This is a genomic window from Providencia sp. (assembly GCF_040396775.1).
Lineage (GTDB): Bacteria > Pseudomonadota > Gammaproteobacteria > Enterobacterales > Enterobacteriaceae > Providencia.
The window spans coordinates 1-23,675 of sequence record NZ_JBEBNT010000009.1 but is presented as its reverse complement, the minus strand read 5'-3'; the positions used below and the strand labels follow the sequence as shown (position 1 = coordinate 23,675).

25 protein-coding genes are annotated in these 23,675 nt (G+C 42.7%); 14 read left to right on the top strand and 11 right to left on the bottom strand.

All coding sequences use genetic code 11. The features are described 5' to 3' along the window. Positions 1–50: 50 nt before the first annotated feature. The gene (gene hemF, locus ABWP91_RS11280) at positions 51–968 is read right to left on the bottom strand and encodes an oxygen-dependent coproporphyrinogen oxidase (RefSeq protein WP_353243373.1); all 918 of its coding nucleotides are present in this window, start codon (positions 966–968) and stop codon (positions 51–53) included. A gap of 136 nt (positions 969–1,104) precedes the next feature. Here hemF and ABWP91_RS11275 point away from each other — a divergent pair, with 136 nt between their 5' ends. The 3 genes from ABWP91_RS11275 to ABWP91_RS11265 all read left to right on the top strand — a co-directional run bounded on the left by ABWP91_RS11275 (position 1,105) and on the right by ABWP91_RS11265 (position 3,380). Further along, complete coding sequence (locus ABWP91_RS11275; RefSeq protein ID WP_353243372.1) at positions 1,105–1,536, top strand: GNAT family acetyltransferase; 432 nt, start codon at positions 1,105–1,107, stop codon at positions 1,534–1,536. A gap of 90 nt (positions 1,537–1,626) precedes the next feature. Next, complete coding sequence (locus ABWP91_RS11270; protein ID WP_353243371.1) at positions 1,627–2,232, top strand: RpoE-regulated lipoprotein; 606 nt, start codon at positions 1,627–1,629, stop codon at positions 2,230–2,232. Positions 2,233–2,480: 248 nt separating this feature from the next. Beyond that, entirely contained in the window at positions 2,481–3,380 is a 900-nt protein-coding gene (locus ABWP91_RS11265; protein WP_353243370.1) for a Dyp-type peroxidase, read from the top strand. Positions 3,381–3,440: 60 nt separating this feature from the next. On the opposite strand, the gene ABWP91_RS11260 is transcribed toward ABWP91_RS11265, so the two are convergent. Beyond that, on the bottom strand, positions 3,441–3,869 hold the full coding sequence (locus ABWP91_RS11260; RefSeq protein WP_353243369.1) for a type II toxin-antitoxin system HicB family antitoxin: 429 nt from the start codon (positions 3,867–3,869) through the stop codon (positions 3,441–3,443). A 48-nt stretch (positions 3,870–3,917) separates the two neighbouring features. Further along, positions 3,918–4,103: a type II toxin-antitoxin system HicA family toxin gene (locus tag ABWP91_RS11255; protein ID WP_353243368.1), complete on the bottom strand. Its 186-nt coding sequence runs from the start codon at positions 4,101–4,103 to the stop codon at positions 3,918–3,920. 307 nt (positions 4,104–4,410) lie between these two features. Here ABWP91_RS11255 and ABWP91_RS11250 point away from each other — a divergent pair, with 307 nt between their 5' ends. From ABWP91_RS11250 to cysM, 5 genes are all read left to right on the top strand, one after another. Continuing rightward, on the top strand, positions 4,411–5,433 hold the full coding sequence (locus ABWP91_RS11250; RefSeq protein WP_353243367.1) for a sulfate ABC transporter substrate-binding protein: 1,023 nt from the start codon (positions 4,411–4,413) through the stop codon (positions 5,431–5,433). Next, complete coding sequence (gene cysT, locus ABWP91_RS11245; protein WP_353243366.1) at positions 5,433–6,263, top strand: sulfate/thiosulfate ABC transporter permease CysT; 831 nt, start codon at positions 5,433–5,435, stop codon at positions 6,261–6,263. The genes ABWP91_RS11250 and cysT overlap by 1 nt, the downstream gene beginning before the upstream one ends. Then, positions 6,263–7,123 carry a sulfate/thiosulfate ABC transporter permease CysW gene (gene cysW / locus ABWP91_RS11240; protein WP_353243365.1) on the top strand — a complete coding sequence of 287 codons (861 nt, stop codon included), beginning with the start codon at positions 6,263–6,265 and terminating at the stop codon, positions 7,121–7,123. The genes cysT and cysW overlap by 1 nt, the downstream gene beginning before the upstream one ends. A 2-nt stretch (positions 7,124–7,125) precedes the next feature. Next, positions 7,126–8,214: a sulfate/thiosulfate ABC transporter ATP-binding protein CysA gene (gene cysA, locus ABWP91_RS11235; RefSeq protein WP_353243364.1), complete on the top strand. Its 1,089-nt coding sequence runs from the start codon at positions 7,126–7,128 to the stop codon at positions 8,212–8,214. Positions 8,215–8,589: 375 nt separating this feature from the next. Further along, the gene (gene cysM, locus ABWP91_RS11230; RefSeq protein WP_353243363.1) at positions 8,590–9,474 is read left to right on the top strand and encodes a cysteine synthase CysM; all 885 of its coding nucleotides are present in this window, start codon (positions 8,590–8,592) and stop codon (positions 9,472–9,474) included. Between the two features lie 105 nt (positions 9,475–9,579). Here cysM and crr read toward each other — a convergent pair whose 3' ends face one another. The 5 genes from crr to cysZ form a co-directional block, all read right to left on the bottom strand. Next, positions 9,580–10,089: a PTS glucose transporter subunit IIA gene (gene crr, locus ABWP91_RS11225; RefSeq protein WP_206082435.1), complete on the bottom strand. Its 510-nt coding sequence runs from the start codon at positions 10,087–10,089 to the stop codon at positions 9,580–9,582. A gap of 48 nt (positions 10,090–10,137) precedes the next feature. Next, entirely contained in the window at positions 10,138–11,865 is a 1,728-nt protein-coding gene (gene ptsI, locus ABWP91_RS11220) for a phosphoenolpyruvate-protein phosphotransferase PtsI (RefSeq protein ID WP_219247061.1), read from the bottom strand. Positions 11,866–12,009: 144 nt separating this feature from the next. Continuing rightward, the gene (gene ptsH, locus ABWP91_RS11215; RefSeq protein ID WP_047756382.1) at positions 12,010–12,267 is read right to left on the bottom strand and encodes a phosphocarrier protein Hpr; all 258 of its coding nucleotides are present in this window, start codon (positions 12,265–12,267) and stop codon (positions 12,010–12,012) included. 354 nt (positions 12,268–12,621) lie between these two features. Then, a complete protein-coding gene (gene cysK / locus ABWP91_RS11210; RefSeq protein ID WP_353243362.1) occupies positions 12,622–13,575 on the bottom strand; it encodes a cysteine synthase A in 954 nt (317 codons plus the stop codon). Positions 13,576–13,805: 230 nt separating this feature from the next. Next, positions 13,806–14,570 (bottom strand): sulfate transporter CysZ, encoded by a 765-nt coding sequence (cysZ, locus tag ABWP91_RS11205; RefSeq protein WP_353243361.1) that lies wholly within the window; start codon positions 14,568–14,570, stop codon positions 13,806–13,808. 218 nt (positions 14,571–14,788) lie between these two features. On the opposite strand from cysZ, the gene zipA reads away from it, so the two are divergent. The 4 genes from zipA (at position 14,789) to ABWP91_RS11185 (ending at position 19,593) form a co-directional block, all read left to right on the top strand. Beyond that, complete coding sequence (zipA, locus tag ABWP91_RS11200) at positions 14,789–15,781, top strand: cell division protein ZipA (RefSeq protein ID WP_353243360.1); 993 nt, start codon at positions 14,789–14,791, stop codon at positions 15,779–15,781. A gap of 56 nt (positions 15,782–15,837) precedes the next feature. Then, a complete protein-coding gene (ligA, locus tag ABWP91_RS11195) occupies positions 15,838–17,856 on the top strand; it encodes an NAD-dependent DNA ligase LigA (protein WP_353243359.1) in 2,019 nt (672 codons plus the stop codon). Between the two features lie 269 nt (positions 17,857–18,125). Beyond that, positions 18,126–19,310, top strand: a complete 1,185-nt coding sequence (locus tag ABWP91_RS11190) for a NupC/NupG family nucleoside CNT transporter (protein ID WP_353243358.1) — start codon at positions 18,126–18,128, stop codon at positions 19,308–19,310. 64 nt (positions 19,311–19,374) lie between these two features. Then, on the top strand, positions 19,375–19,593 hold the full coding sequence (locus ABWP91_RS11185) for a DUF3820 family protein (RefSeq protein ID WP_353243357.1): 219 nt from the start codon (positions 19,375–19,377) through the stop codon (positions 19,591–19,593). Between the two features lie 5 nt (positions 19,594–19,598). Here ABWP91_RS11185 and ABWP91_RS11180 read toward each other — a convergent pair whose 3' ends face one another. Further along, entirely contained in the window at positions 19,599–20,015 is a 417-nt protein-coding gene (locus tag ABWP91_RS11180) for a MarR family winged helix-turn-helix transcriptional regulator (protein ID WP_353243356.1), read from the bottom strand. Positions 20,016–20,137: 122 nt separating this feature from the next. Here ABWP91_RS11180 and ABWP91_RS11175 point away from each other — a divergent pair, with 122 nt between their 5' ends. After that, on the top strand, positions 20,138–20,890 hold the full coding sequence (locus tag ABWP91_RS11175; RefSeq protein ID WP_353243355.1) for an SDR family NAD(P)-dependent oxidoreductase: 753 nt from the start codon (positions 20,138–20,140) through the stop codon (positions 20,888–20,890). Positions 20,891–20,932: 42 nt separating this feature from the next. Here the strand turns inward: ABWP91_RS11175 and ABWP91_RS11170 are convergent, their stop codons facing one another. After that, positions 20,933–21,970 carry an LLM class oxidoreductase gene (locus ABWP91_RS11170; RefSeq protein WP_353243354.1) on the bottom strand — a complete coding sequence of 346 codons (1,038 nt, stop codon included), beginning with the start codon at positions 21,968–21,970 and terminating at the stop codon, positions 20,933–20,935. A gap of 14 nt (positions 21,971–21,984) precedes the next feature. Beyond that, complete coding sequence (locus ABWP91_RS11165) at positions 21,985–22,608, bottom strand: glutathione S-transferase family protein (protein ID WP_353243353.1); 624 nt, start codon at positions 22,606–22,608, stop codon at positions 21,985–21,987. A gap of 113 nt (positions 22,609–22,721) precedes the next feature. On the opposite strand from ABWP91_RS11165, the gene ABWP91_RS11160 reads away from it, so the two are divergent. Beyond that, the gene (locus ABWP91_RS11160; protein WP_353243352.1) at positions 22,722–23,606 is read left to right on the top strand and encodes a LysR substrate-binding domain-containing protein; all 885 of its coding nucleotides are present in this window, start codon (positions 22,722–22,724) and stop codon (positions 23,604–23,606) included. Positions 23,607–23,675 lie beyond the last annotated feature (69 nt).

Sequence of the window (23,675 nt, the reverse complement as noted above, 5' to 3'; positions counted from 1 at the left end):
AAGGTAAAAAACTATTTTTTCTACCTTTCTCTATAAGCGCATATTATTAATTAAGGTGATAACCACTCTTTACCTGGAATTAAAAAGTCGGTATAGAGTTTTTCTTCGGGGCTATTTGGCTCAGGATGATAGTCATATTCCCAGCGAACAAGGGGGGGCATTGACATTAAAATCGACTCGGTTCGACCACCACTTTGCAGACCAAATAATGTACCTCTATCCCAAACAAGATTAAATTCGACATAGCGGCCACGACGATATAACTGAAACTGTCTTTCTCGTTCACTCCATAAATAGTCACGGCGTTTTTCAACAATCGGGACATAAGCGTGTAAAAAACCATTACCGACAGCTTGGGTAAAGTTAAAACAGTTATCGAAACCACCTTGATTGAGGTCGTCATAGAACAAACCGCCAACGCCACGAGGCTCATTTCTATGCTTTAAAAAGAAGTATTCATCACACCAATTTTTGTATTTTGGATAAATATCCTCACCAAAAGGAAGGCATAAGTCGCGTGCAACCGTATGCCAATGAATAACATCCTCAGTGAAACCATAATATGGCGTTAAATCAAACCCGCCGCCAAACCACCAAACGGGGGTTTCTCCCGCTTTTTCGGCTATAAAAAAGCGCACATTAGCATGAGTCGTTGGGATATACGGATTTAAGGGATGAATAACAAGTGAAACGCCCATCGCTTGGTAACTACGACCAGCCAGTTCAGGTCGGTGTGCAGATGCAGAGGCTGGCAGTTGTGCACCTTTTATGTGCGAAAAATTAACACCTGCCTGTTCGAAGAGGGTGCCATTTGTTAAAACACGGCTACGGCCACCACCACCTTCAGCGCGCTCCCACGTTTGTTCTAGAAAAGTTTCCTTACCATCTAGTTCAGTAATTTTTTTGCAAATTGACTCTTGCAAGCTTTGCAAATAGGCTTTTACACGATCAATATCAGGGTAATTCATTGTTTTCTAATAAAACCAAAGGGAAAAAATTATGGTTAAAGTATACCCCTTTAAGGTAAAAAAGGCATATTGAATATTGATTGTGTTGTAAAACCAGTGATAATGGCAGGAAGATTAGTTTAAACGGGCAAATGTTATGGAAATACGGATCTTCCGCCAAGGTGATTATGAAGAGGTGCTGACATTATGGGAGCGCTGTTCCCTTAATGAATTCTCAGGTGACCCTGAGCTAGACATCGAACGTAAATTACAATGTGGTGCAGACTTGTTTTTAGTTGCTGAAGTAACTGGGGAAGTTGTTGGCACTATTATGGGCGGTTATGATGGGATCCGTGGCACCGCCGTTTACCTTGCTGTACACCCTGATTACCGCGGGCGTGGCATCGCAAATGCGTTAGTGAGCCGCCTTGAAAAGAAATTGATTGCCCGTGGATGTGGCAGGATAGAATTATTAGTTAGCGAAGAATCTGATGCCGCTATCTATATGTTTGAAAAAATGCAGTATGAAGAAGAACAGCCTGAGCGTTTTATTTACTCGAAAAAATTAACCCACGAAACGGATTTCTAAGTTAATTGCTATTTGTTGCTTCATTGATTTGAATGTTTCGGCAAATAGATTGTCACAATATGCATTATGCGACGAATTAAAGAGGATGATATGTCCCAACATGCAAATCTCAATGGCCAAACATGGCTAGCCCCGGCATTAAAAGTTTCCCTTTTAGGCTCGATATTAATGTTATCTGGTTGTGCGGGGTTCAAAGCTTTTTCGCCATCAACGTGGTTTAGTAGCCCATTAATGGTGTCCAGCTCAGGCCTTGGCCAAGTGACTAATTTTACCCCCATGCAGGCGGATGCTGTTAAAGAACAACTGAATAACCGTTATGCCATTCGTAATGGGATGCAATTGGAAAATGGCGAGGTCGTCACGATTTTCCAAGGTATGGATGACGATAAAGTTAAAGTTGAAATTATTGGCCCTGAGCATGGTTATGTCTCACGAATTGTGGTGAGTGACCCGAATGTTGTGACGGAATGGGGGCCAAAAATCGGTACACCATTTAGTGACATTTATGAAAAAGCCTTTGGTGTCTGTGGGTTAGGTGAGCGCATTGATAATGTCCCTACTGTGGAATGCAATTCACCACAATCTAGCCAAGTGGTGTATCGCTTTACAGGTAAGTGGCAAGGCCCTGAAGATTTAATGCCATCAGATAACGACCTAAAAGAGTGGGAAATCTCTCAAATTCTTTGGCATAAATAAGTATTTTTCTAAAAATACCGTAAGTAGTTAAATCATTTACGGTATTTTTTTATCTCTCCAATATTTTTTCTATTAAGTTTCTTAAAGAAATTTCCCCTTTGTTAAATTTTCTTTCTTATAATAGAGAGCGAAACCTATAAAGCCTTGCGTTAAAACAAGGTGAAGAACATGACGATAGGGTACGATAGTGATATCGTCCTAGATAATAGATAGGTTAGATAACATATTCATTTTACGAGGTTTACCGTATGTCTCATTCTCAAAGTGGTATTTTGAAAGAACATAGTCGTTTCGGTATTTTTATTGAAGCATTGGTGCAAGAAGGTTCGCTGGATGAGGTGAAAGCAGGTTGCAAAAACTTTGTCGATGCTTTAACAAAATTACAGGCGCAATACCCAGATGACCGCCTAGGGGCCGTGATTGCATTTGGTTCTGATACGTGGAAGCAAATGGGGCGTGCAGACAGTGCACCTGAATTAAAGCCATTTAGAGCGTTAGGTAAAGGGCTAGCACCTGCAACTCAGCGCGATATGTTCATTCATATTCAGTCTTTACGCCATGATATTAACTTCTCATTAGCGCAAGCGGCACTAAAAGCATTCGGTAAGTCCATCAATGTCGTTGAAGAAATTCATGGTTTCCGTTGGGTTGATGACCGCGATTTAAGTGGCTTTATTGATGGTACTGAGAACCCGCAAGGGGAAGAGATTGCCGAAGTCACCTTGATTGAAGAAGGTAATGATAAAGGCGGAAGTTACGTTTTAGTGCAACGCTATGAGCACGATTTAAGAAAGTGGGATCGTTTTTCTGAACATGAACAAGAAAAAATGATTGGCCGCACGAAGAAAGACAGCGTTGAACTGGATGAAGATGCTCGAAATATCACTTCCCACGTCTCTCGTGTCGTGATTGAAGAAGATGGTGAAGAGCTTTCCGTGATGCGCCACAGCTTGCCATATGGCACAGCAAGCGGTAAACACGGGTTATTTTTCATTGCCTATTGTGCAAGGTTACACAATATTGAACAGCAACTGTTAAGCATGTTCGGTGAAAAAGACGGTAAACATGATGACCTGCTGCGTATGACTAAAGCGGTCTCTGGTAGCTATTATTACGCGCCTTCGATTGAAACCTTGCTTGCGCTATAGATGACTCCTTGCCGCACGGATGCGGCGATTCCCTTTTCTTTAAAGCACTTTACTGAGTTACTATTTTTCGTGATTTTTCATGGCTTTTTGCAACTCTTTACGTGCTGCTTCGGCGAGAAAAGCACTTCGACTATCGTACTCAGGAGTCATTTTTACTAACCTATCAATACGATATAATAACCGATGTGGCAAAGTGATATTAATTCGCTCAGCTCGTCCATCATATTTATCCATATCAATATCTACAAATACCCAGACACCCTGCTGGTAGTCATTTGCGTTTGTTGTAACATGGTACTGCTGTGATTGAGGTAATGGAATATCGAATCCTTTTTCACATAATAATTCAAAATGTGCATCAATTGCTGATTTTGCTTCGGTGTAAGCCTGCTCAACGTTATCACCAGCAAACGTGCATCCTGCAATATCAGGGAACCAGCCACTTGCACTGCCATCCTGATCAATCTCTATAAAGGCAGGATAAAGCATGAGTTCATCTCCATAAAGATGGCGCTCAGTGACGAACGCTTCTTTCGATTAGTGTTTCAGTTTCGCGGCCTTAAGAATTTGATTTAATGTGCTTATTTTCAAATCTTTTTGTGGATGCGGAACTGTAATGATAATTGAAAAATGTGGATGGGAAAATTGATGATGGCTTCCTTTTATACGCTCAAGTTCCCAACCATTTTTCTGTAATATATTTATCAGTTCCGAACTTTTCACGATCCCTCCATTTCGTTAACTGATATACACACGATACACACGACGTTATGACTGCTCAAGTATAAAGTGGATGTCATGTGTTTTTTGAGACAATTTATCAACGTATCACCAAGCTTAATTTTATAACTGAACAGTATTCACGTACTTAACTTGCTAATACTTAATAAAATTTTAGTGCTTATTTCCTCTGTTTCTTTGTTATTCTAATTTGATATATCAAAACTTGATTGATAACTACCCAGTTATAACCAAAACCGCTACAGTGGAGCCATACAGGTATTTTGGTTTAGTGACGAATGGGAATGACATGAAAACAACTTTTTTTAAGAAAACGGCTTTAGCCAGCTTAGCGACCGTGTCTTTATTAGGTAGCCCGCATTTATTCGCTGCTGAACTGCTTAACAGTTCATATGATATTGCTCGTGAGTTATTTGTGGCGCTTAATCCAACGTTTGAAAAACAGTGGAATGAGGCTCACCCTGATGACAAATTAACTATCAAGCAATCTCATGCAGGTTCATCAAAGCAAGCCTTAGCAATTTTGCAGGGGCTAAGAGCCGATGTGGTGACTTATAACCAAGTGACTGATGTGCAAATTTTGCATGATAAAGGAAATTTGATCCCCGCAGATTGGCAGGCGCGCTTACCGAATAACAGCTCACCTTACTATTCCACGATGGCGTTTTTAGTGCGTAAAGATAACCCTAAAGGGATTAAAACGTGGGATGACCTTGTTCGCAGTGATGTGAAATTGATTTTTCCAAATCCAAAAACATCTGGCAATGGCCGTTATACCTACCTTGCTGCTTGGGGTGCATTTAACCAAGAAAATAAAGGCGATACCGCGAAAACACGTGAGCAAATGAAGCAGTTCCTTAAAAATGTGGAAGTGTTTGATACCGGTGGTCGTGGTGCGACAACCTCATTTATTGAGCGCGGCCTTGGGGATGTGCTGATAAGTTTTGAGTCAGAAGTGAACAATATTCGTTCACAATACGGTGAAACTGATTACGAAGTGATTGTGCCGCCAGTGGATATTCTTGCTGAATTCCCAGTCGCTTGGGTTGATAAAAATGTGCAAAAAAATGGCACGGAAGGCGTCGCTAAAGCTTATTTAAATTATTTATATAGCCCGCAAGCACAAGAAATTATTACTAGCTTTAATTACCGCGTGAATGACAAAGCAGTGATGGAAGCGAACAAAAGCAAATTCCCAGAAACAAAATTATTCACGGTTGAATCCCAATTTGAGAGCTGGCCAAAAGTGATGGACGTGCATTTCTCAACGGGAGGGGAGTTTGATGAACTAATGGCACAAGGGCGCCGTTAATGAGTCGGTCTGGAAAGCGTTTTTTGCCGGGCTTTGGCCTGACGCTAGGTAGCAGCTTGTTTTATACCTGTTTGATTTTGCTGTTACCCATGAGTGCGTTAGTGATCCAATTGTCTGAAATGACATGGCAACAATATTGGGCGGTGATTAGCTACCCACAAGTCGTTGCGGCTTATAAAGTGACATTATTGTCTGCTTTGGTGGCAAGCTTATTTAATGCGGTGTTTGGCATGTTATTGGCATGGATCTTAACGCGCTATCGCTTTCCAGGTAGAACATTACTAGACGGTTTAGTGGATTTGCCCTTTGCATTGCCAACGGCAGTTGCTGGATTAACACTGGCCACTTTATTTGCGACGTCAGGTTGGTATGGTCAATATCTTCACCAGTTTGATATCAAGGTGGTGAATACTTGGTTAGGAATTGCCGTGGCAATGGCATTTACCAGCATTCCATTTGTAGTCCGCACTGTTCAGCCTGTCTTGGAAGAACTGGGGCCAGAATACGAAGAAGCAGCACAAACATTGGGTGCAAGTCGCTGGCAAACTTTTCGCCGTGTGATCATGCCGGAGCTTTCCCCTGCATTGCTGGCGGGAACCGTTCTGTCATTCACACGTAGCCTCGGCGAGTTTGGTGCGATTATCTTTATTGCAGGAAATATTGCTTGGCAAACAGAAGTAGTTTCCTTAATGATTTTCAGCCAGTTACAGCAATTTGATTACCCTGCGGCAAGTGCGGTTGCATCGGTAATTCTAGCCGTCTCACTACTTTTGTTATTCAGTGTCAATTTAGTACAAAGCCGCTTTGGTAAACGATTGGGGGGGAAATAATGGCACAAATCACTCCGTTACAAACCGCCCAACGGTCACAGATAAACTGGGGGAAATGGTTTCTTATCGCCGCAGGTATTTTCTTTGCCATCCTGTTGTTAGTGATCCCAATTATTTGGATTTTTATTACGGCGTTTCAAAAAGGGTTAGGGGAAGTTCTGCTTAATTTATCTAACCCCGATATGTTGCATGCGATTGGATTAACAGTATTAATTGCATTGATCACGGTTCCTGTTAATTTAATTTTTGGCACCATGATGGCGTGGCTAGTGACGCGCTTTCGGTTCCCTGGACGGCAATTATTACTCACATTAGTAGATATCCCTTTTGCGGTTTCACCAGTGGTGGCGGGGCTGTTATACCTGCTGTTTTATGGCTCAAACAGTTGGCTTGGGGGATGGCTTGAAGGCTTTGATATTCAAGTGATGTTTTCATGGCAAGGAATGGCATTAGTCACCATATTTGTGACTTGCCCGTTCGTGGTGAGGGAATTGGTTCCATTGATGTTAAGCCAAGGCAGCCAAGAAGATGAAGCCGCAGTATTACTTGGTGCATCAGGCTGGAAAATGTTTTGGAGAGTCACATTACCGAATATTCGCTGGGCGCTGTTATACGGCGTTGTGTTAACTAATGCGCGGGCAATTGGTGAGTTTGGTGCGGTATCGGTCGTTTCAGGCGCTATCCGTGGTGAAACCTACACATTACCGTTACAAGTTGAACTATTGCATCAGGACTACAACACGGTCGGTGCATTTACCGCTGCGGCTATTCTTGCGCTCATGGCCATTATTACGTTAATCCTTAAAAGTGCATTACAGTGGCATTTAAGCCGTCAGCAGTCTGAATCAGGAGTCCATTAAACATGAGTATTGAAATTGAAAAAATCGGTAAGTTCTTTGGGAAAACCCAAGTACTCAACGATATTTCACTGGATATTGCATCGGGTGAAATGGTGGCCTTATTAGGCCCTTCCGGTTCAGGAAAAACCACCTTATTACGGATTATTGCAGGGCTTGAGCAGCAAAGTGGGGGCATATTACGCTTTCACGGGCAAGATGTGAGCCAAATTCACGCAAAAGATAGGCATGTTGGTTTTGTTTTTCAACACTATGCATTATTTCGCCATATGACGGTATTCGATAATGTGGCGTTCGGCTTAACGGTGTTGCCACGCAAGCAGCGACCATCATCCCAAGCGATTAAGCAAAAAGTGATGCAATTGCTGGAGATGGTACAATTAGCTCATTTAGCTTCGCGCTTTCCTGCTCAACTTTCAGGGGGGCAAAAGCAGCGTGTTGCGTTAGCGCGAGCGCTTGCCGTTGACCCGCAAATTTTACTGCTAGATGAGCCCTTTGGCGCGTTAGATGCACAGGTGCGTATCGAACTGCGTCGCTGGTTACGCCAATTGCATGATGAGCTTAAATTTACCAGTGTATTTGTGACGCATGACCAAGAAGAAGCGATGGAAGTTGCGGATAGAATTGTGGTCATGAGCCAAGGACACATTGAGCAGGTTGGCACACCAAATGACATTTGGCAGCGACCAGAAACCCGCTTTGTACTGGAGTTTATGGGGGAGGTTAACCAGATATCTGCCCAGATCAAAGGCTCTGCTTTAGCGATTGATGGTTATGAGTTTTCGTTAAATCATACCAGTGCTCACCAAGGGGAAGTGGATGTCTTTTTACGTCCATGGGATGTTTCATTGAGGTCTGAAGTGGATGCATTGCACCGTCTTCCTGTTAGAGTGATAGAATCAGGCCCAAGAGGACATTTCTGGCAGCTGACCGTGCAACCTATAGGGTGGGGGAATGGCCCATTATCCGTGATTTGGCAATCAAATACGGTAATTCCTAATCGCGGTGAGCATTATTTTCTTGGCAGTCAAGAAGCAAAAATATATCAAGGTGATACTGAATTAGTGTTTCCCCAATTAGCGCAAAGTGCTTGAATATAACTTTCCATTATTTATAACACCGATAAGTTAAACATTATCGGTGTTGATTTCTATTATTCCTATCATTTATATATCCTTTTATTCATCCATGCATTGATTATTGCCAATGGGTGTCTTTCGTTATTTCATTTCTTTAATGTATTGATATATAAAATCTTTTTTTGCCATGAAAATAAGAAATATAGCTGGTAATTCTATAAACTTATTGTAATATAATATATCAATTAGCTATATCATTATGGGTAATAAAGATAATCTATTTTTCTAATAATAATATGAAGAGAATTCATGTCCACTCATAGGCTTATTGGGGTAATATCTTATTTCTATTAATTCTAAATGATAAATAAAAATTATAAGGATACGAAAGTGTCAACTCTGGAACAATTTATTGGTCACACCCCATTAGTAAAACTTCAGCGTTTGACGCAAGGGATTGATGCTGAAATTTGGGTAAAACTTGAAGGGAATAATCCGGCAGGCTCAGTAAAAGATAGAGCAGCCTTTTCCATGATCAGCGAAGCTGAAAAACGCGGTGAAATTAAGCCGGGTGATACATTAATTGAAGCAACGAGTGGTAATACAGGTATTGCGCTGGCAATGATTGCCGCGGTAAAAGGGTATAAATTAAAGCTTTTAATGCCTGAGAACATGAGTAAAGAGCGCCAAGCATCAATGCAAGCTTACGGCGCTGAGTTAATTTTGGTCAGCACCACCGTCGGTATGGAAGGGGCGCGAGATCTTGCGAAAGAGATGGAAAAAAATGGGGAGGGGAAAGTCTTAGACCAATTTAATAACCCGGATAACCCACTTGCCCATTTTAAAACAACAGGCCCTGAAATTTGGCAGCAAACGAACGGTAAGATCACCCATTTTGTATCAAGCATGGGAACAACCGGCACTATCACGGGTGTTAGCCGTTATTTGAAATCGCAATCAAAAGACGTGCATATTGTTGGTTTGCAGCCTGCTGAAAAAAGCCAAATACCGGGTATTCGCCGCTGGTCACCGGGGTATCTTCCTGGGATTTTTGATGGTGAACTTGTGGATAGCGTACTGGATGTTAACCAGCAAGATGCTGAAGAGACCATGAAAGCGCTAGCTAGGCTTGAAGGCATTTTCTGTGGCGTAAGCTCAGGCGGTGCGGTGTCAGGGGCTTTACGCGTGGCGAAAGCAAATCCAAGTGCGGTGATTGTTGCAATTATTTGCGATAGGGGTGATCGCTACTTATCGACAGGTGTTTTTGATTCTTAATAGTTTGTTTTTAGGTGGAAGGTCAGACTTTCATTAGGAAATGCTAGAACGAACCAAACCATCAGGTTATGCACCTGATGGTTTTTCAATTATTATGCGTAGTAATTATTTCTTGATACGCATAATGACAGTTTCACCCACTGTCACTGAACCCGTCAGTTTATTTAACTCTTTGATTTCGTCCATGTTAGAAATCACAACTGGCGTCAGAACAGATTTCGCTTTTTCTTCTAACAGTGCTAAATCAAATTCAATGACTAAATCGCCTTTTTTGACCGCTTGGCCTTCTTCAGCGATACGCTTGAAGCCTTCGCCTTTGAGCTCAACGGTATCAATACCGAAGTGAACAAACAGTTCAATACCATCGTCTGACTCAATAGAGAACGCATGATTGGTTTCAAAGATTTTACCAATTGTACCGTCTACTGGAGCAACAATTTTATTGCCAGCAGGTTTGATGGCGATACCGTCACCGACAATTTTTTCTGCGAACACAACGTCTGGAACATCTTCAATATTGACGATTTCGCCTGATAGTGGGGCGATAATTTCAATACTGCCACTGCTACTTTTGTCTTCCGAAACTAGTGATTTCAGTTTGTCAAACAGACCCATGGACCTTCTCCTAATCGTTTTATATGGGACCGAACTAATGTGCTGTTCTTAGCATAACGTTTTTTCTTGGATAAAGGTATCTACAAGTTTCATCAATTCATCCGCTGTTGGTTGAGCAAGTGCTTGTTCAGCCAAAGCTTGGGTATCAGCAAAGTTCGCATTGCGAATTAATTTTTTGATACGCGGAATTGAGATTGCGCTCATACTAAATTCATCCAGCCCCATGCCAAGTAGCAATAAGGTTGCACGTTCATCACCGGCTAACTCGCCACACATACCTGTCCATTTACCTTCCGCATGTGATGCATCGATCACTTGTTTGATTAGGTTAAGAACAGCTGGTGACATCGGGTTATAAAGGTGAGAAATCAGTTCATTACCACGGTCAACCGCTAAGGTGTATTGAGTGAGATCGTTCGTCCCAATACTAAAGAAATCAACTTCTTTAGCCAAATGACGTGCAATCACAGCGGCGGCTGGGGTTTCTACCATCACGCCAACTTCAATTGTTTCGTCAAAGGCTTTACCTTCTTCACGTAACTGAGCTTTTAGCATTTCTAGCTCTGCTTTTAGTTCACGAACTTCTTCAACGGAAATAACCATTGGGAACATAATACGCAGTTTACCAAAATTTGATGCCCTTAAAATAGCCCTTAATTGTGAGTGTAAGATTTCTTTGCGATCAAGACAAATACGAATTGCACGCCAGCCGAGGAATGGGTTCTCTTCTTTCGGTAAATTCATATAAGGCAGGTCTTTATCGCCACCGATATCCATAGTACGGACGATAACGGCTTGGCTGCCCATTGCTTCGGCAACCGCTTTGTAGGCTTGGAATTGTTCTTCTTCGGTCGGGAAAGCGTCTCTATCCATAAATAAGAACTCGGTACGATAGAGGCCTACGCCTTCAGCGCCATTACGTTCGGCACCTGCGACATCGCGCACAGTCCCTATGTTGGCACAAACTTCAACCTGATGACCATCTAAAGTAATGGCGGGTAAGTCTTTTAATTTAGCCAGTTCTTCTTTTTCTTGCAGATAATCATCACGGAATGCTTTGAGTTTATCAATTTCCGCATCTGACGGGTTCAAGTGAATGGTATTATTCACGCCATCTAAGACAATGAAATCGCCATTTTTAATTTTGCTGGTGGCATCGCTAGTCCCAACAATCGCTGGTAACTCTAATGAGCGAGCCATGATGGACGTATGAGAGGTACGGCCACCTAAATCTGTAATAAAGCCTAAGACTTTATCTAAGTTTAATTGTGCGGTTTCTGACGGGGTTAAGTCAGCGGCAACTAAAATAACTTCTTGGTTGATAGCGCTTAAATCAACAATAGGAATATTTAAAATATTCTTTAATAAGCGTTTGCCGATGTCACGTACGTCAGCGGCACGTTCTTTGAGGTATTCGTCATCAAGAGCTTCAAGTGCTTGGGCTTGGTCTTCAATCACAGAATAGGCCGCGGCATCAGCGGTTTTTTTGTCGCCTTTGATTAAAGAGACAATTTCTTGCTCAAGTTCTTCATCTTCCAGCAGCATGATATGACCTTCAAAAATCTCAGCTTTTTCAGCACCAAGATTTTTTTCAGCTTTTTCTTTAATTAGGCTAAGTTGTTCGGCGGATTTATTTCGCCCCTCAATGAAGCGTTGAATTTCTTTTTCGACCTGATCGTCTGAGATTTTTTTTGTGCTAACAACGATAGGATCTTCTTTGAGGATCAAAGCCTGACCAAAAGCAAAACCTGGGGATACTAAAATTCCTGAAATCATAATATTACCTTACTGCGGTTAGTGCTGGGAGTTCTGATGTTGCAGAGACTGCGCTGCGTTTTATTGATTATGCAGATATCCCCGAATGAAATCATTCAGGGACAGAGAATGAAATCGATTAAACGCGTTCTCTTACGTGCGAAATTATTCCAATTCGCCCATCAGTTTAACTAAGTATTCAACGGCTTCTTTTTCATCTTCGCCTTCTGCGGAGATGGTCACAACAGTACCTTGCGTTAAACCTAAAGTTTGTAACTTGAATAGGCTTTTCGCGCTAGCGGATTTGCCGCCAGAAATCAAAGAAATATCAGAAGTGAATGCTTTTGCTTCTTTCACAAATTGCGCTGCAGGACGAGTATGTAAACCGTTTGGTGCTGTAATAGTGACTTCTTGCTGGAACATAGTATTTCCTCAATAACTTTAGTTTTTTTAATTACCCAGCCAATTGTAGATGAAATCGACTAGGTTTGCGTATAAGTTAGATTATTAACGCGCAAAAAGGTTTCCTACTTTGTGCGGTATCAATCCTTTTTACGTTTTACCCTCAAAATCATGATTCACTAGGTTAGCCGAAAAACATTTTAATAGGTATGTTCATTTGACTAAAATTTGATTAATTTCGAGGTGCAAAATAATTACTATGTTTAATACTAAACCCCAGATTAGAAATCATCCCTATCCGTGCTAAACTTTGATCCGTGCCACAAAAAAAGCACCTTTTAGGTGCTTTTTTAACGATTGTGTAACGAAAGTAGGCTACTCAGCAGAGATATCCGCGAACAACACGGTAGAGAGATAACGCTCACCAGAAGACGGTAAAATCACTACAATATTTTTGCCTTTGTAAGCAGGGTCAGCGGCAATTTTTGTAGCGGCTGCAATCGCTGCACCCGAAGAAATTCCCGCTAAGATACCTTCTTTTTCCATCAACTCACGTGCGGTTTTAATTGCCTCGTCATCGCTGATTTGAATGACTTTATCCAGCAGAGCGAGGTCTAAGTTACCGGGAATGAAACCTGCACCGATCCCTTGGATTTTATGTGGGCCTGGTTTGATTTCCTCACCCGCTAACGCCTGGGTAATCACTGGAGAGGTTTCAGGTTCAACGGCAACGATGGTCACATCTTTACCTTTGGTTTTTTTCAGGTAGCGCGCGATACCCGTGATGGTACCGCCAGTACCTACCCCTGCGATGATGACATCAACATTACCGTCAGTATCTTCCCAAATTTCTGGACCTGTGGTTTTTTCATGAATTTCAGGGTTAGCAGGGTTATTAAACTGTTGTAGTAGGAGGTATTTTTTTGGGTTGCTGTTAACGATTTCTTCTGCTTTCGCAATCGCGCCTTTCATCCCTTTAGCGCCTTCGGTCAGCACGAGGTTAGCCCCTAATGCTTTTAATAGCTTACGGCGCTCAATACTCATGGTTTCAGGCATGGTGAGTGTGAGTTTATAGCCCCTTGCCGCTGCCACATAAGCAAGCGCAATCCCAGTGTTACCGCTGGTTGGCTCGACTAACTCTTTGTCTTTATTCAGGATACCTTTTTTTTCTGCATCCCAAATCATGTTTGCACCGATACGGCACTTAACGCTGAAACTTGGGTTACGAGATTCCACTTTTGCCAAAATATTGCCACTACCAAAATGCTTTAAACGAACAAGTGGGGTGTGGCCAATGGTCAACGAATTATCTTCATAAATTTTGCTCATGGGATATCCTTAAAAAATCGGTTAGCCAATAAAATAGTCTTCGGCATTCACTATAAAGTAGGGTATGGATTCAACATACGTGAAGAAGAAATTAATGCAAATATGATTTAGGTCTAAGCTTATAACAAAAGGCTATTTTAGATCCAATAGTTCTAACGGGTGGAATAATAAGGAAGAATAAGATAAAAAATAGGTAAGTGCGCAGGCGGCTAAACCTGCGCAAAGAGAGATTAATAACGTGCGTAACGGCTATGGTAGCGGTCAACCCACATTAAAGTTGCACCACACACGGCAACAGGCATGATAACCAAGTTGATAAACGGTACCATCATCAGTAAGCTGACGACGCCACCAAATTGAATGTTTTTCATGCGATCTTTAGCAAGGGCTTGCTTCATTTCGCTAAAACCGACACGGTGGTTATCAAAGGGGTAGTCGCAATACTGGATTGACATCATCCATGCACCAAATAGGAACCATAAGATGGGGGCAACGGTTTGGCCAATGCCGGGTATCAAAAATAAAATTAATAAGCCAATTGCCCGCGGTAAATAGTAACCGATACGGACAAATTCACGCTTGATCATCCGTGGAACATCTTTTAACAACTCAGCCATGCCACCGTCTGGAGCCGGTTTACCCGTGAGTTCTGCTTCGAGCTTTTCGGATAACCAACCATTAAACGGTGCTGCAATAATATTGGCAATGGTGCTGAAAAAATAGGTGAACACCAATAAAATAGAAATCAAAGCAACGGGCCAAATAAGATAATTAAGCCATTGTAGCCAATCAGGAACATAGCTCATCACTTGGTCAATCCAGCCACCAAGCTTAGTGTATAACCACCAAAATGCGCCTCCTAAGAAAAGAATGTTTGCTAATAGGGGCAAAATCACAAAACGTTTAATGCCAGGACGTGTAACTAGTCGCCATCCTTGTGTAAAATAATAAAAACCAGAGTGGTCTTTTTGTGGCGAAAATGTCGATTGGGTCATACTTCTTGTTCTCTCCTTTTCGGTTGACCTTGTATCATATAGATATGAATTTAGGCTGACTAGCCATTATTCGCTTAAAAAAGCAGCAAACGAAAGCGGAATATTCTCTTTCTTGTAAGAAAATCGTTCTGAGGGTTGCACTTAGAGCAATTGAGAAATAATCTTAAGGTAGTTTCCGCCGTGATGGCACTTTCATTCATCAACTAGAGATAGCAGCGATGCAGGATTTGCGTCTAATATTAGTGGTCGTAGGTGCGATAGCGATTGTCGCTTTATTACTGCATGGTTTATGGACCAGCCGTAAAGAGCGATCAAAGTTATTTCGCGACAGACCTGTAAAACGTAGAAAAAATGATACGCAGGAGAATTCATCGAATTATGATGATTCTGCATTATTTACTGAAAATCAATCAACACAGCAGGTGTCAGATCAACCCGCTGCGACTGAGCCTGTATATCCGGTAAAAAATGAATCTCAAGTTGAACCTAATATACAGCCATTACCGTCAGTTGAACCTGAAATTAAAATGAGTGCTACACCAGCGCAGCCTGTTCATCATGAACCAGCTGAACAGCGTGTTCAAGCACCGCACGTACCGGAGCAGCTCACCATCAACATGAATGATGAGGTTGTTGCTGAGCCTGAAATACGTACTCAACCGGTGCACCATAATGCATCGGAACCGCATATCGACACCCATAATCTACACGAAGAGACACAACCGATACATCATGAACAGACGCCGCCGCACGTTGAGACGAAAACTGAGCCACAGGAAAATTCTGCTACAACAAATAGCAAGGAGACAGTCCTGGTACTTCATGTAGCAGCGCATCAGGGGCAAGAATTGCAGGGCGAAGTATTACTGCAAAGTATTCTTCAAGCGGGCTTCCAATACGGTGAAATGAAAATTTTCCATCGTCACGTAAACCCGTCAGGTACTGGGCCTGTCCTGTTTAGTTTAGCGAATATGGTAAAACCGGGTTCTTTTGACCCTGAAACCATGGCTGATTTCTCTACACCAGGTATTTCCATGTTTATGATGGTGCCATCCTACGGTGATGCGAGCCAAAACTTTAAACTGATGTTACAAGCAGCGCAGCGCATTGCATCTGATGCAGGCGGAGTGGTGCTAGATGATGAGCGTAAGATGCTGACACCACAAAAAATAGAGGTGTATCATGCGCGGATCAGAAATACACTAAATTAAACAAGCGTTTCACAAAACCCCCTTGATTGGGGGTTTTTTATCTTTACGAGTGGATCATGACTACCAAAAACGAAATCGAAGAACTAAAAAAACAGTTACGCCATCACGAATACCAATATCACGTACTTGATGCCCCTGAAATTCCTGATGCTGAATATGATAAGTTGATGCAGCGCTTGAAAGCGTTAGAAGAAGCGAACCCTGAACTTATCACCAGCGATTCACCGACTCAGCGTGTCGGTGCTGCGCCTTTGTCCGCATTTGAAACGGTACGCCATGAAATTCCGATGCTGTCTTTGGATAACGTATTTGATGAAGAGAGTTACTTGGCTTTTGATAAACGGGTAAGAGATCGCTTAAAAAACCACGATGAACTCACATTTTGCTGTGAATTGAAACTTGATGGTTTAGCGGTCAGTTTGTTATATGAAAATGGCGAACTTGTACAAGCTGCGACTCGTGGAGACGGAACTGTCGGTGAAAATATTACGGCAAATGTGCGCACTATCCGCGCTATCCCTTTGCGTTTAACGGGGGATAATATCCCTGTTCGTGTGGAAATTCGTGGTGAAGTCTTTATGCCACAAAAAGGGTTTGAAGCGCTAAATGAAGAAGCGCGTCGAACCGATGGTAAAGTTTTTGCTAACCCACGTAATGCCGCTGCGGGCTCTTTGCGCCAGCTTGACCCACGTATCACAGCGAAAAGGCCACTGACATTCTACTGTTATGGGGTTGGGCTGATTGAAGGCGGTACATTGCCAGACACGCATTATGATCGCTTGCAGCAATTTAAAGCGTGGGGCCTACCTGTCAGTGACTATGTACAACTGCGCCAAGGTCATAAAGCAGTATTGGATTTTTATCACCAAATCGAACAAGTTCGCCCTGAATTAGGGTTTGATATCGATGGCGTTGTGATTAAAGTTAATTCAATTGCGATTCAAGAGGAATTGGGTTTTGTTTCCCGCGCACCGCGTTGGGCTACGGCATTTAAATTCCCAGCACAAGAGCAAATTACGTTATTGAAAGACGTGGAGTTCCAAGTTGGGCGTACGGGGGCAATTACCCCTGTAGCACGTCTGGAGCCTGTCCAAGTAGCGGGTGTTATTGTCAGCAATGCCACATTGCATAATGCAGATGAAATCGAGCGCCTTGGCGTGCATATTGGCGATACGGTGATTATCCGCCGTGCTGGGGATGTTATTCCGCAGATTGTCAGTGTGGTTACGGATAAACGTCCCGCAGATAGCCGTGAAATCGTCTTTCCAACCCAGTGCCCTGTTTGTGGTTCAGACATTGAACGCATTGAAGGTGAAGCTGTTGCGCGTTGTACTGGTGGGTTAATTTGTGGTGCGCAGCGTAAAGAAGCGCTCAAACACTTTGTGTCTCGTCGTGCTATGGATGTGGATGGCATGGGCGATAAAATTATCGACCAGCTGGTTGAAAAAGAATATGTGCAAACTCCTGCTGACCTTTATCAGTTAAGTGCAGGCAAGTTAACGGGGTTGGATAGAATGGGGCCAAAATCTGCACAAAAGCTGATTGATGCGCTCGAAAAGTCTAAACAAACGACGTTAGCCCGCTTTATTTATGCATTAGGGATCCGTGAGGTTGGGGAAGCGACAGCCGCCAATTTGGCGGCGCACTACGCAACATTAGATGCGGTCATGGCTGCGGATGAGGAGTCTTTAAAAACGGTACAAGATATCGGCCATGTAGTTGCTAAACATGTGGTAAATTTCTTTCATGAAGCGCATAACCAAGTGGTTATTAACGATTTAATCACCAAAGCGAATATCCATTGGCCTGAAGTGAAAGTGGTTAATCGTGCAGAAATCGATAGCCCATTTGCAGGTAAAACCGTGGTATTAACAGGCTCGATGAGTGTTTTAACCCGTGATGAAGCGAAAGATAAGCTAGTAGCTTTAGGGGCAAAAGTCGCAGGGAGTGTTTCGAAAAAAACGGATATGGTGATTGCGGGGGAAGCTGCCGGTTCGAAATTAGCAAAAGCGAATGAGTTAGGTATTCCTGTTATTGATGAAGAGGAATTGATTCGTTTGCTGAATATTGAATAGTGAACTATATTCTATTTGGCTTAGTTATCTCACTGAGGTGACTAAGCCACAGATAGCGTGTTGTAAGACCTAAACTAAATTTTCAATTAAATTTCTGTGCAAAAAAGGTCATCTGTCCCTTTTCCTTTGTTTGAAACGTGATCTCCTTCTTCTTTTTGCAAAATACACCTACCTGGTTTTCATATTAATGTGACATCTGTCTCATTTAAATGTTACCTATTACATAGAATATGCACATAGACTGATTCTTAAATTTGTTGGAGTCGCATATGACCTCGATCCTGCATTTCGTTTTATCTTTAGTAGTAATCGCTGCTCTTGCCATTTTAGCAAGTAGTAACCGTAGGGGGATCCGTCCTCGCTATGTTGTTCAACTGCTTGTTATTCAAATTGCATTAGCGTATCTGTTCTTGAAATCAAATATTGGTGAATCCTTTGTTCTGGGTGTCGCTGGTGTGTTTACTCACTTGTTGGGTTACGCAGCAGAAGGGACAAAATTTATCTTTGGTGGCATGATTGAAGGGAATTTAGCGTTCTTCTTCTTACAAGTTCTGTGCCCAATCATCTTTATTTCTGCGTTAATCGGGATTTTGCAGCACATTAAAATCCTGCCAATTGTGATCCGTATCATCGGTACCGTGTTATCTAAAGTGAACGGAATGGGTAAACTGGAATCTTTCAACGCAGTAAGCTCACTGTTACTGGGTCAGTCTGAAAACTTTATCGCCTATAAAGACCAGCTTAACCGCATGTCTGAACGCAGAATGTACACCATGGCGGCTACCGCGATGTCGACAGTATCTATGTCAATCGTGGGTGCATACATGACAATGCTGGAGCCTCGTTTTGTGGTTGCCGCACTGGTTCTGAATATGTTTGGTACGTTCGTGGTGCTGTCTTTAATCAATCCGTACCCACCAGAAGGTGAAGAAGACATTCAAATGAGCAACCTGCATGAAGGCCAAAGCTTCTTTGAAATGTTAGGTGAATATATTCTTGCAGGGTTTAAAGTTGCGATTATCGTTTCTGCAATGTTGATTGGTTTTATCGCCTTGATTGCAATGGTTAATGGTATTTTCTCTGCTATTTTCGGCATCGACTTCCAAACTATGCTGGGCTATGTGTTTTATCCATTTGCTTGGATCTTAGGTATCCCAGCGGATGAAGCGCTGCAAGTGGGGGGGATCATGGCGGTTAAAATGGTAACGAATGAATTCGTTGCAATGGATGGTCTGCAAGCTATCGCAGGTGGCTTATCTGAGCGTTCTGTTGGTATCTTGTCTGTGTTCTTAGTGTCTTTCGCTAACTTCTCTTCAATTGGTATCATCGCTGGTGCTATCAAAGGGTTAGATGAAAAACAAGGTAACACAGTGGCGCGTTTCGGTCTGAAATTACTGTATGGTTCAACCTTAGTCAGCTTCTTATCCGCTGCGGTTGTCGGATTAGTATTGTAATTCGCAAAAAAGTGTTAGATTAAGAGCGGCGTTCATTAGGACGCCGTTTTTTATGGGAGCGATAATGGAAAAACAAGATCTTATCGATATGGCAAATACCTATATGCCATTTGGTAAATACAAAGGCTGTATTTTGATTGATTTACCAGAGGAATACCTTCTTTGGTTTTATAAGAAAGGAGAGTTCCCAGCTGGGCGCCTTGGGCAGTTGATGGAAATGGCCCTTGGTTTGAAAATTGAAGGGTTAGAAGGGTTAGTAAAGCCGTTAAAACGGGCTAAGTGATGAGATCACTCATGCCCTAAAGCGTCAGTAATTTTCTTACTCAACTGAATAAAAATGTCTTGTTCTTGCTGTGTTAATGCGGCTTTAACTTTTACTGCATTTTCTGCTCGGCCTGTTGCCGCACGTTGTAAAAAATGAGCCCCTTTGTCTGTTAAGTGGGTGATCAATTCCCGCTTGTCTTCTTCAGACTGATATTGTTCGACAAACTCAAAAGATTTTAATACCCGTAAAAGCTTCGATAAGTTTTGTCGAGAAATGCCCAGCAATTGACTGAGTTGGCTTGGTGTTAAATCACCTTTAAGCCTCAAAATCTCCAGTACATCATATTGCCCCCACGTAATTTGCTCTGGTGTAAAACTGACACGGCGTGCAACTAGTGTGCATTGCAACAATGATAATGCGTCTTCAAGGGAACGGGGCATAAAAATTCTTCCTTATTATTCAATGGGGAAAGTATACCTTGACGCTAAGCAGAAAACGAGTGATTGATTAACTTTAGTTAATTAATCATAGTTAACTAAAGTTAATTATAATTGAGGTGGCTATGCAACAATTCACAAACCAAATTGCGTTGGTGACAGGAGCATCTACAGGGGTAGGTTTTGGCATTGCATTAAAAATGCACTCATTAGGTGCGACAGTGGTTATGACAGGGCGTCATGAAGAGGCCCTAACGCGAGCAGTCCACGAAATTGCGCCAACAGGTGAGCGAATCAGTGCAATAAAAATGGATGTGGCAAATGCAAAGGATTTCCAATCAACCATTGGGCAGATAGAAGCAAAATATGGTGCGCTGCATTTTTTAGTCAACAACGCAGGTGTGACAGGCCCGCATGGTGTGAATATTGAAGATTACCCATTAGAGGCATGGCATGGTGTGATTGAAACAGACATCACAGGGACATTTCATGGTTTGAAATGCGCCATACCTGCAATTCATCGCAGCGGCGGTGGGGCAATCGTCAATTTATCTGCCTGCAATGGTGTGACAGGGATAGCGGGTATTGCACCTTATACTGCGGCCAAACATGCGGTATTAGGACTTACACGTTCAGCTGCGTTAGAGAATGCCAAAAAAGGTATACGGATTAATGCCGTAGGGCCTGGCTATGTTGAAACACCGAATATTGCATTGCTACCGCGGGATACGCAAGATTGGATGGCATCTACACATCCAATGGGGCGGATGGCGAAAAGAGAAGAGATAGCTAATGTGGTGGCTTTTTTATTATCTACGGACAGCAGCTTTATAACGGGTGCGTTTATTCCCATTGATGGTGGTTATACAGCACAGTGATTCTTTTAGGCGCCTTATGTAGCAAGATAAGGCGCCTCAACACTACCAGTCTACAGGCTTTCCTTGTATTGCTTGGTGGCTTGGGAAGTGCGGTAAAATCTCTTCAGCCATTTCTTGCAGAACCTCTGCCGCTGGGCGCTGCGAATATTGAATACCTAATGCGGCATGGTTTACCCCTGCGGCCTGCCATTCTTCAAGTAATTGGATTAAACCGTGGCGGCCAGTACGCAGGGTAAATCCTCCACGCAACGGTGTTCTTGGGTAGTTCGGGTCATCTACAAGGTCAATCCATTCGTTTGTCATGTGTGGGCGGAAATCGTTATTTGGAATGAGGGAGCGCCATGCCTCAATTTTCTGTCCTAATCGGATTGCCCCTTCAGAGTGGCTGGTGGCTTCAGGGTAGGATAGCCAGCCATCAGCGTAATCCGCTACCCATTGTTTGGATTGGCCAGATGAGCCTGTCACAATTAAGGGGATTTGCCCCGCAACGGGTTTAGGTAACAATTCTGCGCGGCTTATTGTGCCTAAAGGTGACTGAATTTCTAGAGAGCCGTGTTGCATCAGCTGGCGGAAGTAATCAATCGATTGAGCAAAACGTGCTGCACGCTGGTCATAATCAATCCCATAGGCTGGGTATTCAATGGCTCTATCCCCAGAGGCTATCCCCATCACTAACCGGTTACCAGAAAGTTGGTCGATAGTGGTGGCAGCTTTAGCCAAATCAATCGGGTGGCGCAGTGAAAAAATAGAGCTACCCGTGACGAGTGCAACCTGCTTTGTTCTGGCGGCAATAAACGATAAATAAGCCAGTGGATCGAAAAGTTGCCCCGCATCACCAAACATTGGGTCGAATAAGGGAATGTCTCGCACCCAGACCGCAGCAAAATTCTTTTGGTCAATGTATTCAATTAATTCTATTTGCCCTTTTAATATTTGTTCATCCCCTTGGTAAAAGCGTAAGGGAAGAAAGATCCCCACTGTCAGTTTACCAGGGGTGAACATGCGGCGGTAACCAATATGGTTAGCAAATGAAGCAGAAGGTAATGCTTTGTTTTTAGGTAAAAAAGCCGTTGTATTCACATGAATTTCCTATTTTATGCTTCAGTTGCAGGGGCTGGGAGCGCAATGCCTTTTCTGACAGCAGGTCTGGCTGCAATACGTTGATACCACTCAAATAAATGCGCGTGTTGGCTAAAGTCGAAGTCAATCACCTCTGCGATATGTAGCCAAGAAAAGTTAGCAATATCTGCAATTGTGTAGCTATCTCCTGCAATAAATGCGTTATTTTGCAGTTGTTGGTCTAGTACCTTGAATGCTTTGTGTGTCATTGTGAAATAGCGTTCAACCACCTCGGGTTTGGTTGATTTATCGAAAATCGCGAAATTGACCCACTGGCCAATAATCGGGCCAAGGCTAGCGGAATGAAATTGCAGCCATTTAATGGCTTCCCATTTCTGTTTAGGAGTGTTAGGCAAAAGTTTGCCTGTTTTCTCTGCGAGATACAGTAAGATAGCCGCGGATTCAAATAATGTAATATCCGCTTGTGGGTCATGAAGGACAGGGATACGACCGTATGGATTAAGCTGTAAAAAAGCAGACTGTTGATGATCCCCACGGGAAATCTGTATATGGTTAAGGTGATAATCCAAGTTTAGCTCTTCTAATGCTATGGTTGCCTTGAACCCATTTGGGGAGCTATCGGTATACAGTTCAAACATAATTGCCTTCTGGTTATTATCTGGATAGTATTGAGATTACCTTTTGATTATTGGTTTTTTGATGAAAAAAATAAAACCATATAAACTCAATCTAAATTTAGAAAATCTAAACTATGAATCCAGTGCTCCCCTTACTTGCCTTACGCGCTTTCACTGAAGTGGCAAAACATAAAAGTATCAAGCAGGCTGCAAGCTTTCTTGGTGTGACTTCGGGGGCTATTAGCCAGCAAATTCGTTTGTTAGAAGAGCGGGTGGGGGTGCCACTCTTTGTGCGTAGTCATCACAGTATGGAATTAACACATGCGGGGCAGCGAGTTTACCCTGCATTGTTGCAGGCGTTTGAACAAATCGAGGGCTCGATGTATGTGCTCGAAAATATACAGCAAGAACAAACGATTACCCTTAGCACAGTTCCTTCGTTTGCGGCCTCTTGGTTAGTGCCTCGTTTGGGGAGCTTTACCCAGTTACACCCTGAAATCGAAGTGCATATTGAAGCCTCTTCAACATTGGTTAATTTGCACCAACAGCGAGTGGATATTGCTATTCGCCATGGGTTAGGGAATTACCCAAATTTAGTCAGTGAGCAGCTAATTAGCCCCGTTTTATTGCCTGTGATGAGTCCACATTTTCCGCTTAACGGAGCAATTGAAACCCCTCAAGATTGCCTTAATTACCCATTATTGCAAGATAACGACCGTATGGATTGGTCGCTTTGGCTGGCGGCTCATGGGGTGGAATACAACGAAAAGGCAAAACGCGGAAGTGCATTTGATGATGATTATTTGTTGATCCGTGCAGCAATTGCAGGGCAAGGATTGGCGTTGGTACCTAAAGAGTATGCCATGCAAGAAATTGCAGAGAAACGTTTGGTACAAGTACTTGATAAGCCATGGCCCGCTAGGTTCGCCTATTATTTGGTGATGTTGTCTGAAACAATTGAAAGACCAGAAATTATTAAATTTATAAATTGGATAAAAACGGAAGCAGAAGGAAATTAATAAAGGGAAGAAATATGGTGGAGCTAAGCGGGATCGAACCGCTGACCTCTTGCATGCCATGCAAGCGCT

Excerpts from the sequence above, each read along its gene's own strand:
- ABWP91_RS11165 (WP_353243353.1), bottom strand. The coding sequence starts at position 22,608 with ATGTTTGAACTGTATACCGATAGCTCCCCAAATGGGTTCAAGGCAACC.
- cysA (WP_353243364.1), top strand. The coding sequence starts at position 7,126 with ATGAGTATTGAAATTGAAAAAATCGGTAAGTTCTTTGGGAAAACCCAA.
- cysZ (WP_353243361.1), bottom strand. The coding sequence starts at position 14,570 with ATGACCCAATCGACATTTTCGCCACAAAAAGACCACTCTGGTTTTTAT.
- ABWP91_RS11175 (WP_353243355.1), top strand. The coding sequence starts at position 20,138 with ATGCAACAATTCACAAACCAAATTGCGTTGGTGACAGGAGCATCTACA.
- cysK (WP_353243362.1), bottom strand. The coding sequence starts at position 13,575 with ATGAGCAAAATTTATGAAGATAATTCGTTGACCATTGGCCACACCCCA.
- hemF (WP_353243373.1), bottom strand. The coding sequence starts at position 968 with ATGAATTACCCTGATATTGATCGTGTAAAAGCCTATTTGCAAAGCTTG.
- cysT (WP_353243366.1), top strand. The coding sequence starts at position 5,433 with ATGAGTCGGTCTGGAAAGCGTTTTTTGCCGGGCTTTGGCCTGACGCTA.
- ptsH (WP_047756382.1), bottom strand. The coding sequence starts at position 12,267 with ATGTTCCAGCAAGAAGTCACTATTACAGCACCAAACGGTTTACATACT.
- cysW (WP_353243365.1), top strand. The coding sequence starts at position 6,263 with ATGGCACAAATCACTCCGTTACAAACCGCCCAACGGTCACAGATAAAC.
- ABWP91_RS11260 (WP_353243369.1), bottom strand. The coding sequence starts at position 3,869 with ATGCTTTATCCTGCCTTTATAGAGATTGATCAGGATGGCAGTGCAAGT.
- zipA (WP_353243360.1), top strand. The coding sequence starts at position 14,789 with ATGCAGGATTTGCGTCTAATATTAGTGGTCGTAGGTGCGATAGCGATT.
- ABWP91_RS11270 (WP_353243371.1), top strand. The coding sequence starts at position 1,627 with ATGTCCCAACATGCAAATCTCAATGGCCAAACATGGCTAGCCCCGGCA.
- ABWP91_RS11265 (WP_353243370.1), top strand. The coding sequence starts at position 2,481 with ATGTCTCATTCTCAAAGTGGTATTTTGAAAGAACATAGTCGTTTCGGT.
- ABWP91_RS11275 (WP_353243372.1), top strand. The coding sequence starts at position 1,105 with ATGGAAATACGGATCTTCCGCCAAGGTGATTATGAAGAGGTGCTGACA.
- ABWP91_RS11190 (WP_353243358.1), top strand. The coding sequence starts at position 18,126 with ATGACCTCGATCCTGCATTTCGTTTTATCTTTAGTAGTAATCGCTGCT.
- ABWP91_RS11250 (WP_353243367.1), top strand. The coding sequence starts at position 4,411 with ATGAAAACAACTTTTTTTAAGAAAACGGCTTTAGCCAGCTTAGCGACC.
- crr (WP_206082435.1), bottom strand. The coding sequence starts at position 10,089 with ATGGGTCTGTTTGACAAACTGAAATCACTAGTTTCGGAAGACAAAAGT.
- ptsI (WP_219247061.1), bottom strand. The coding sequence starts at position 11,865 with ATGATTTCAGGAATTTTAGTATCCCCAGGTTTTGCTTTTGGTCAGGCT.
- ABWP91_RS11160 (WP_353243352.1), top strand. The coding sequence starts at position 22,722 with ATGAATCCAGTGCTCCCCTTACTTGCCTTACGCGCTTTCACTGAAGTG.
- ligA (WP_353243359.1), top strand. The coding sequence starts at position 15,838 with ATGACTACCAAAAACGAAATCGAAGAACTAAAAAAACAGTTACGCCAT.
- ABWP91_RS11185 (WP_353243357.1), top strand. The coding sequence starts at position 19,375 with ATGGAAAAACAAGATCTTATCGATATGGCAAATACCTATATGCCATTT.
- ABWP91_RS11180 (WP_353243356.1), bottom strand. The coding sequence starts at position 20,015 with ATGCCCCGTTCCCTTGAAGACGCATTATCATTGTTGCAATGCACACTA.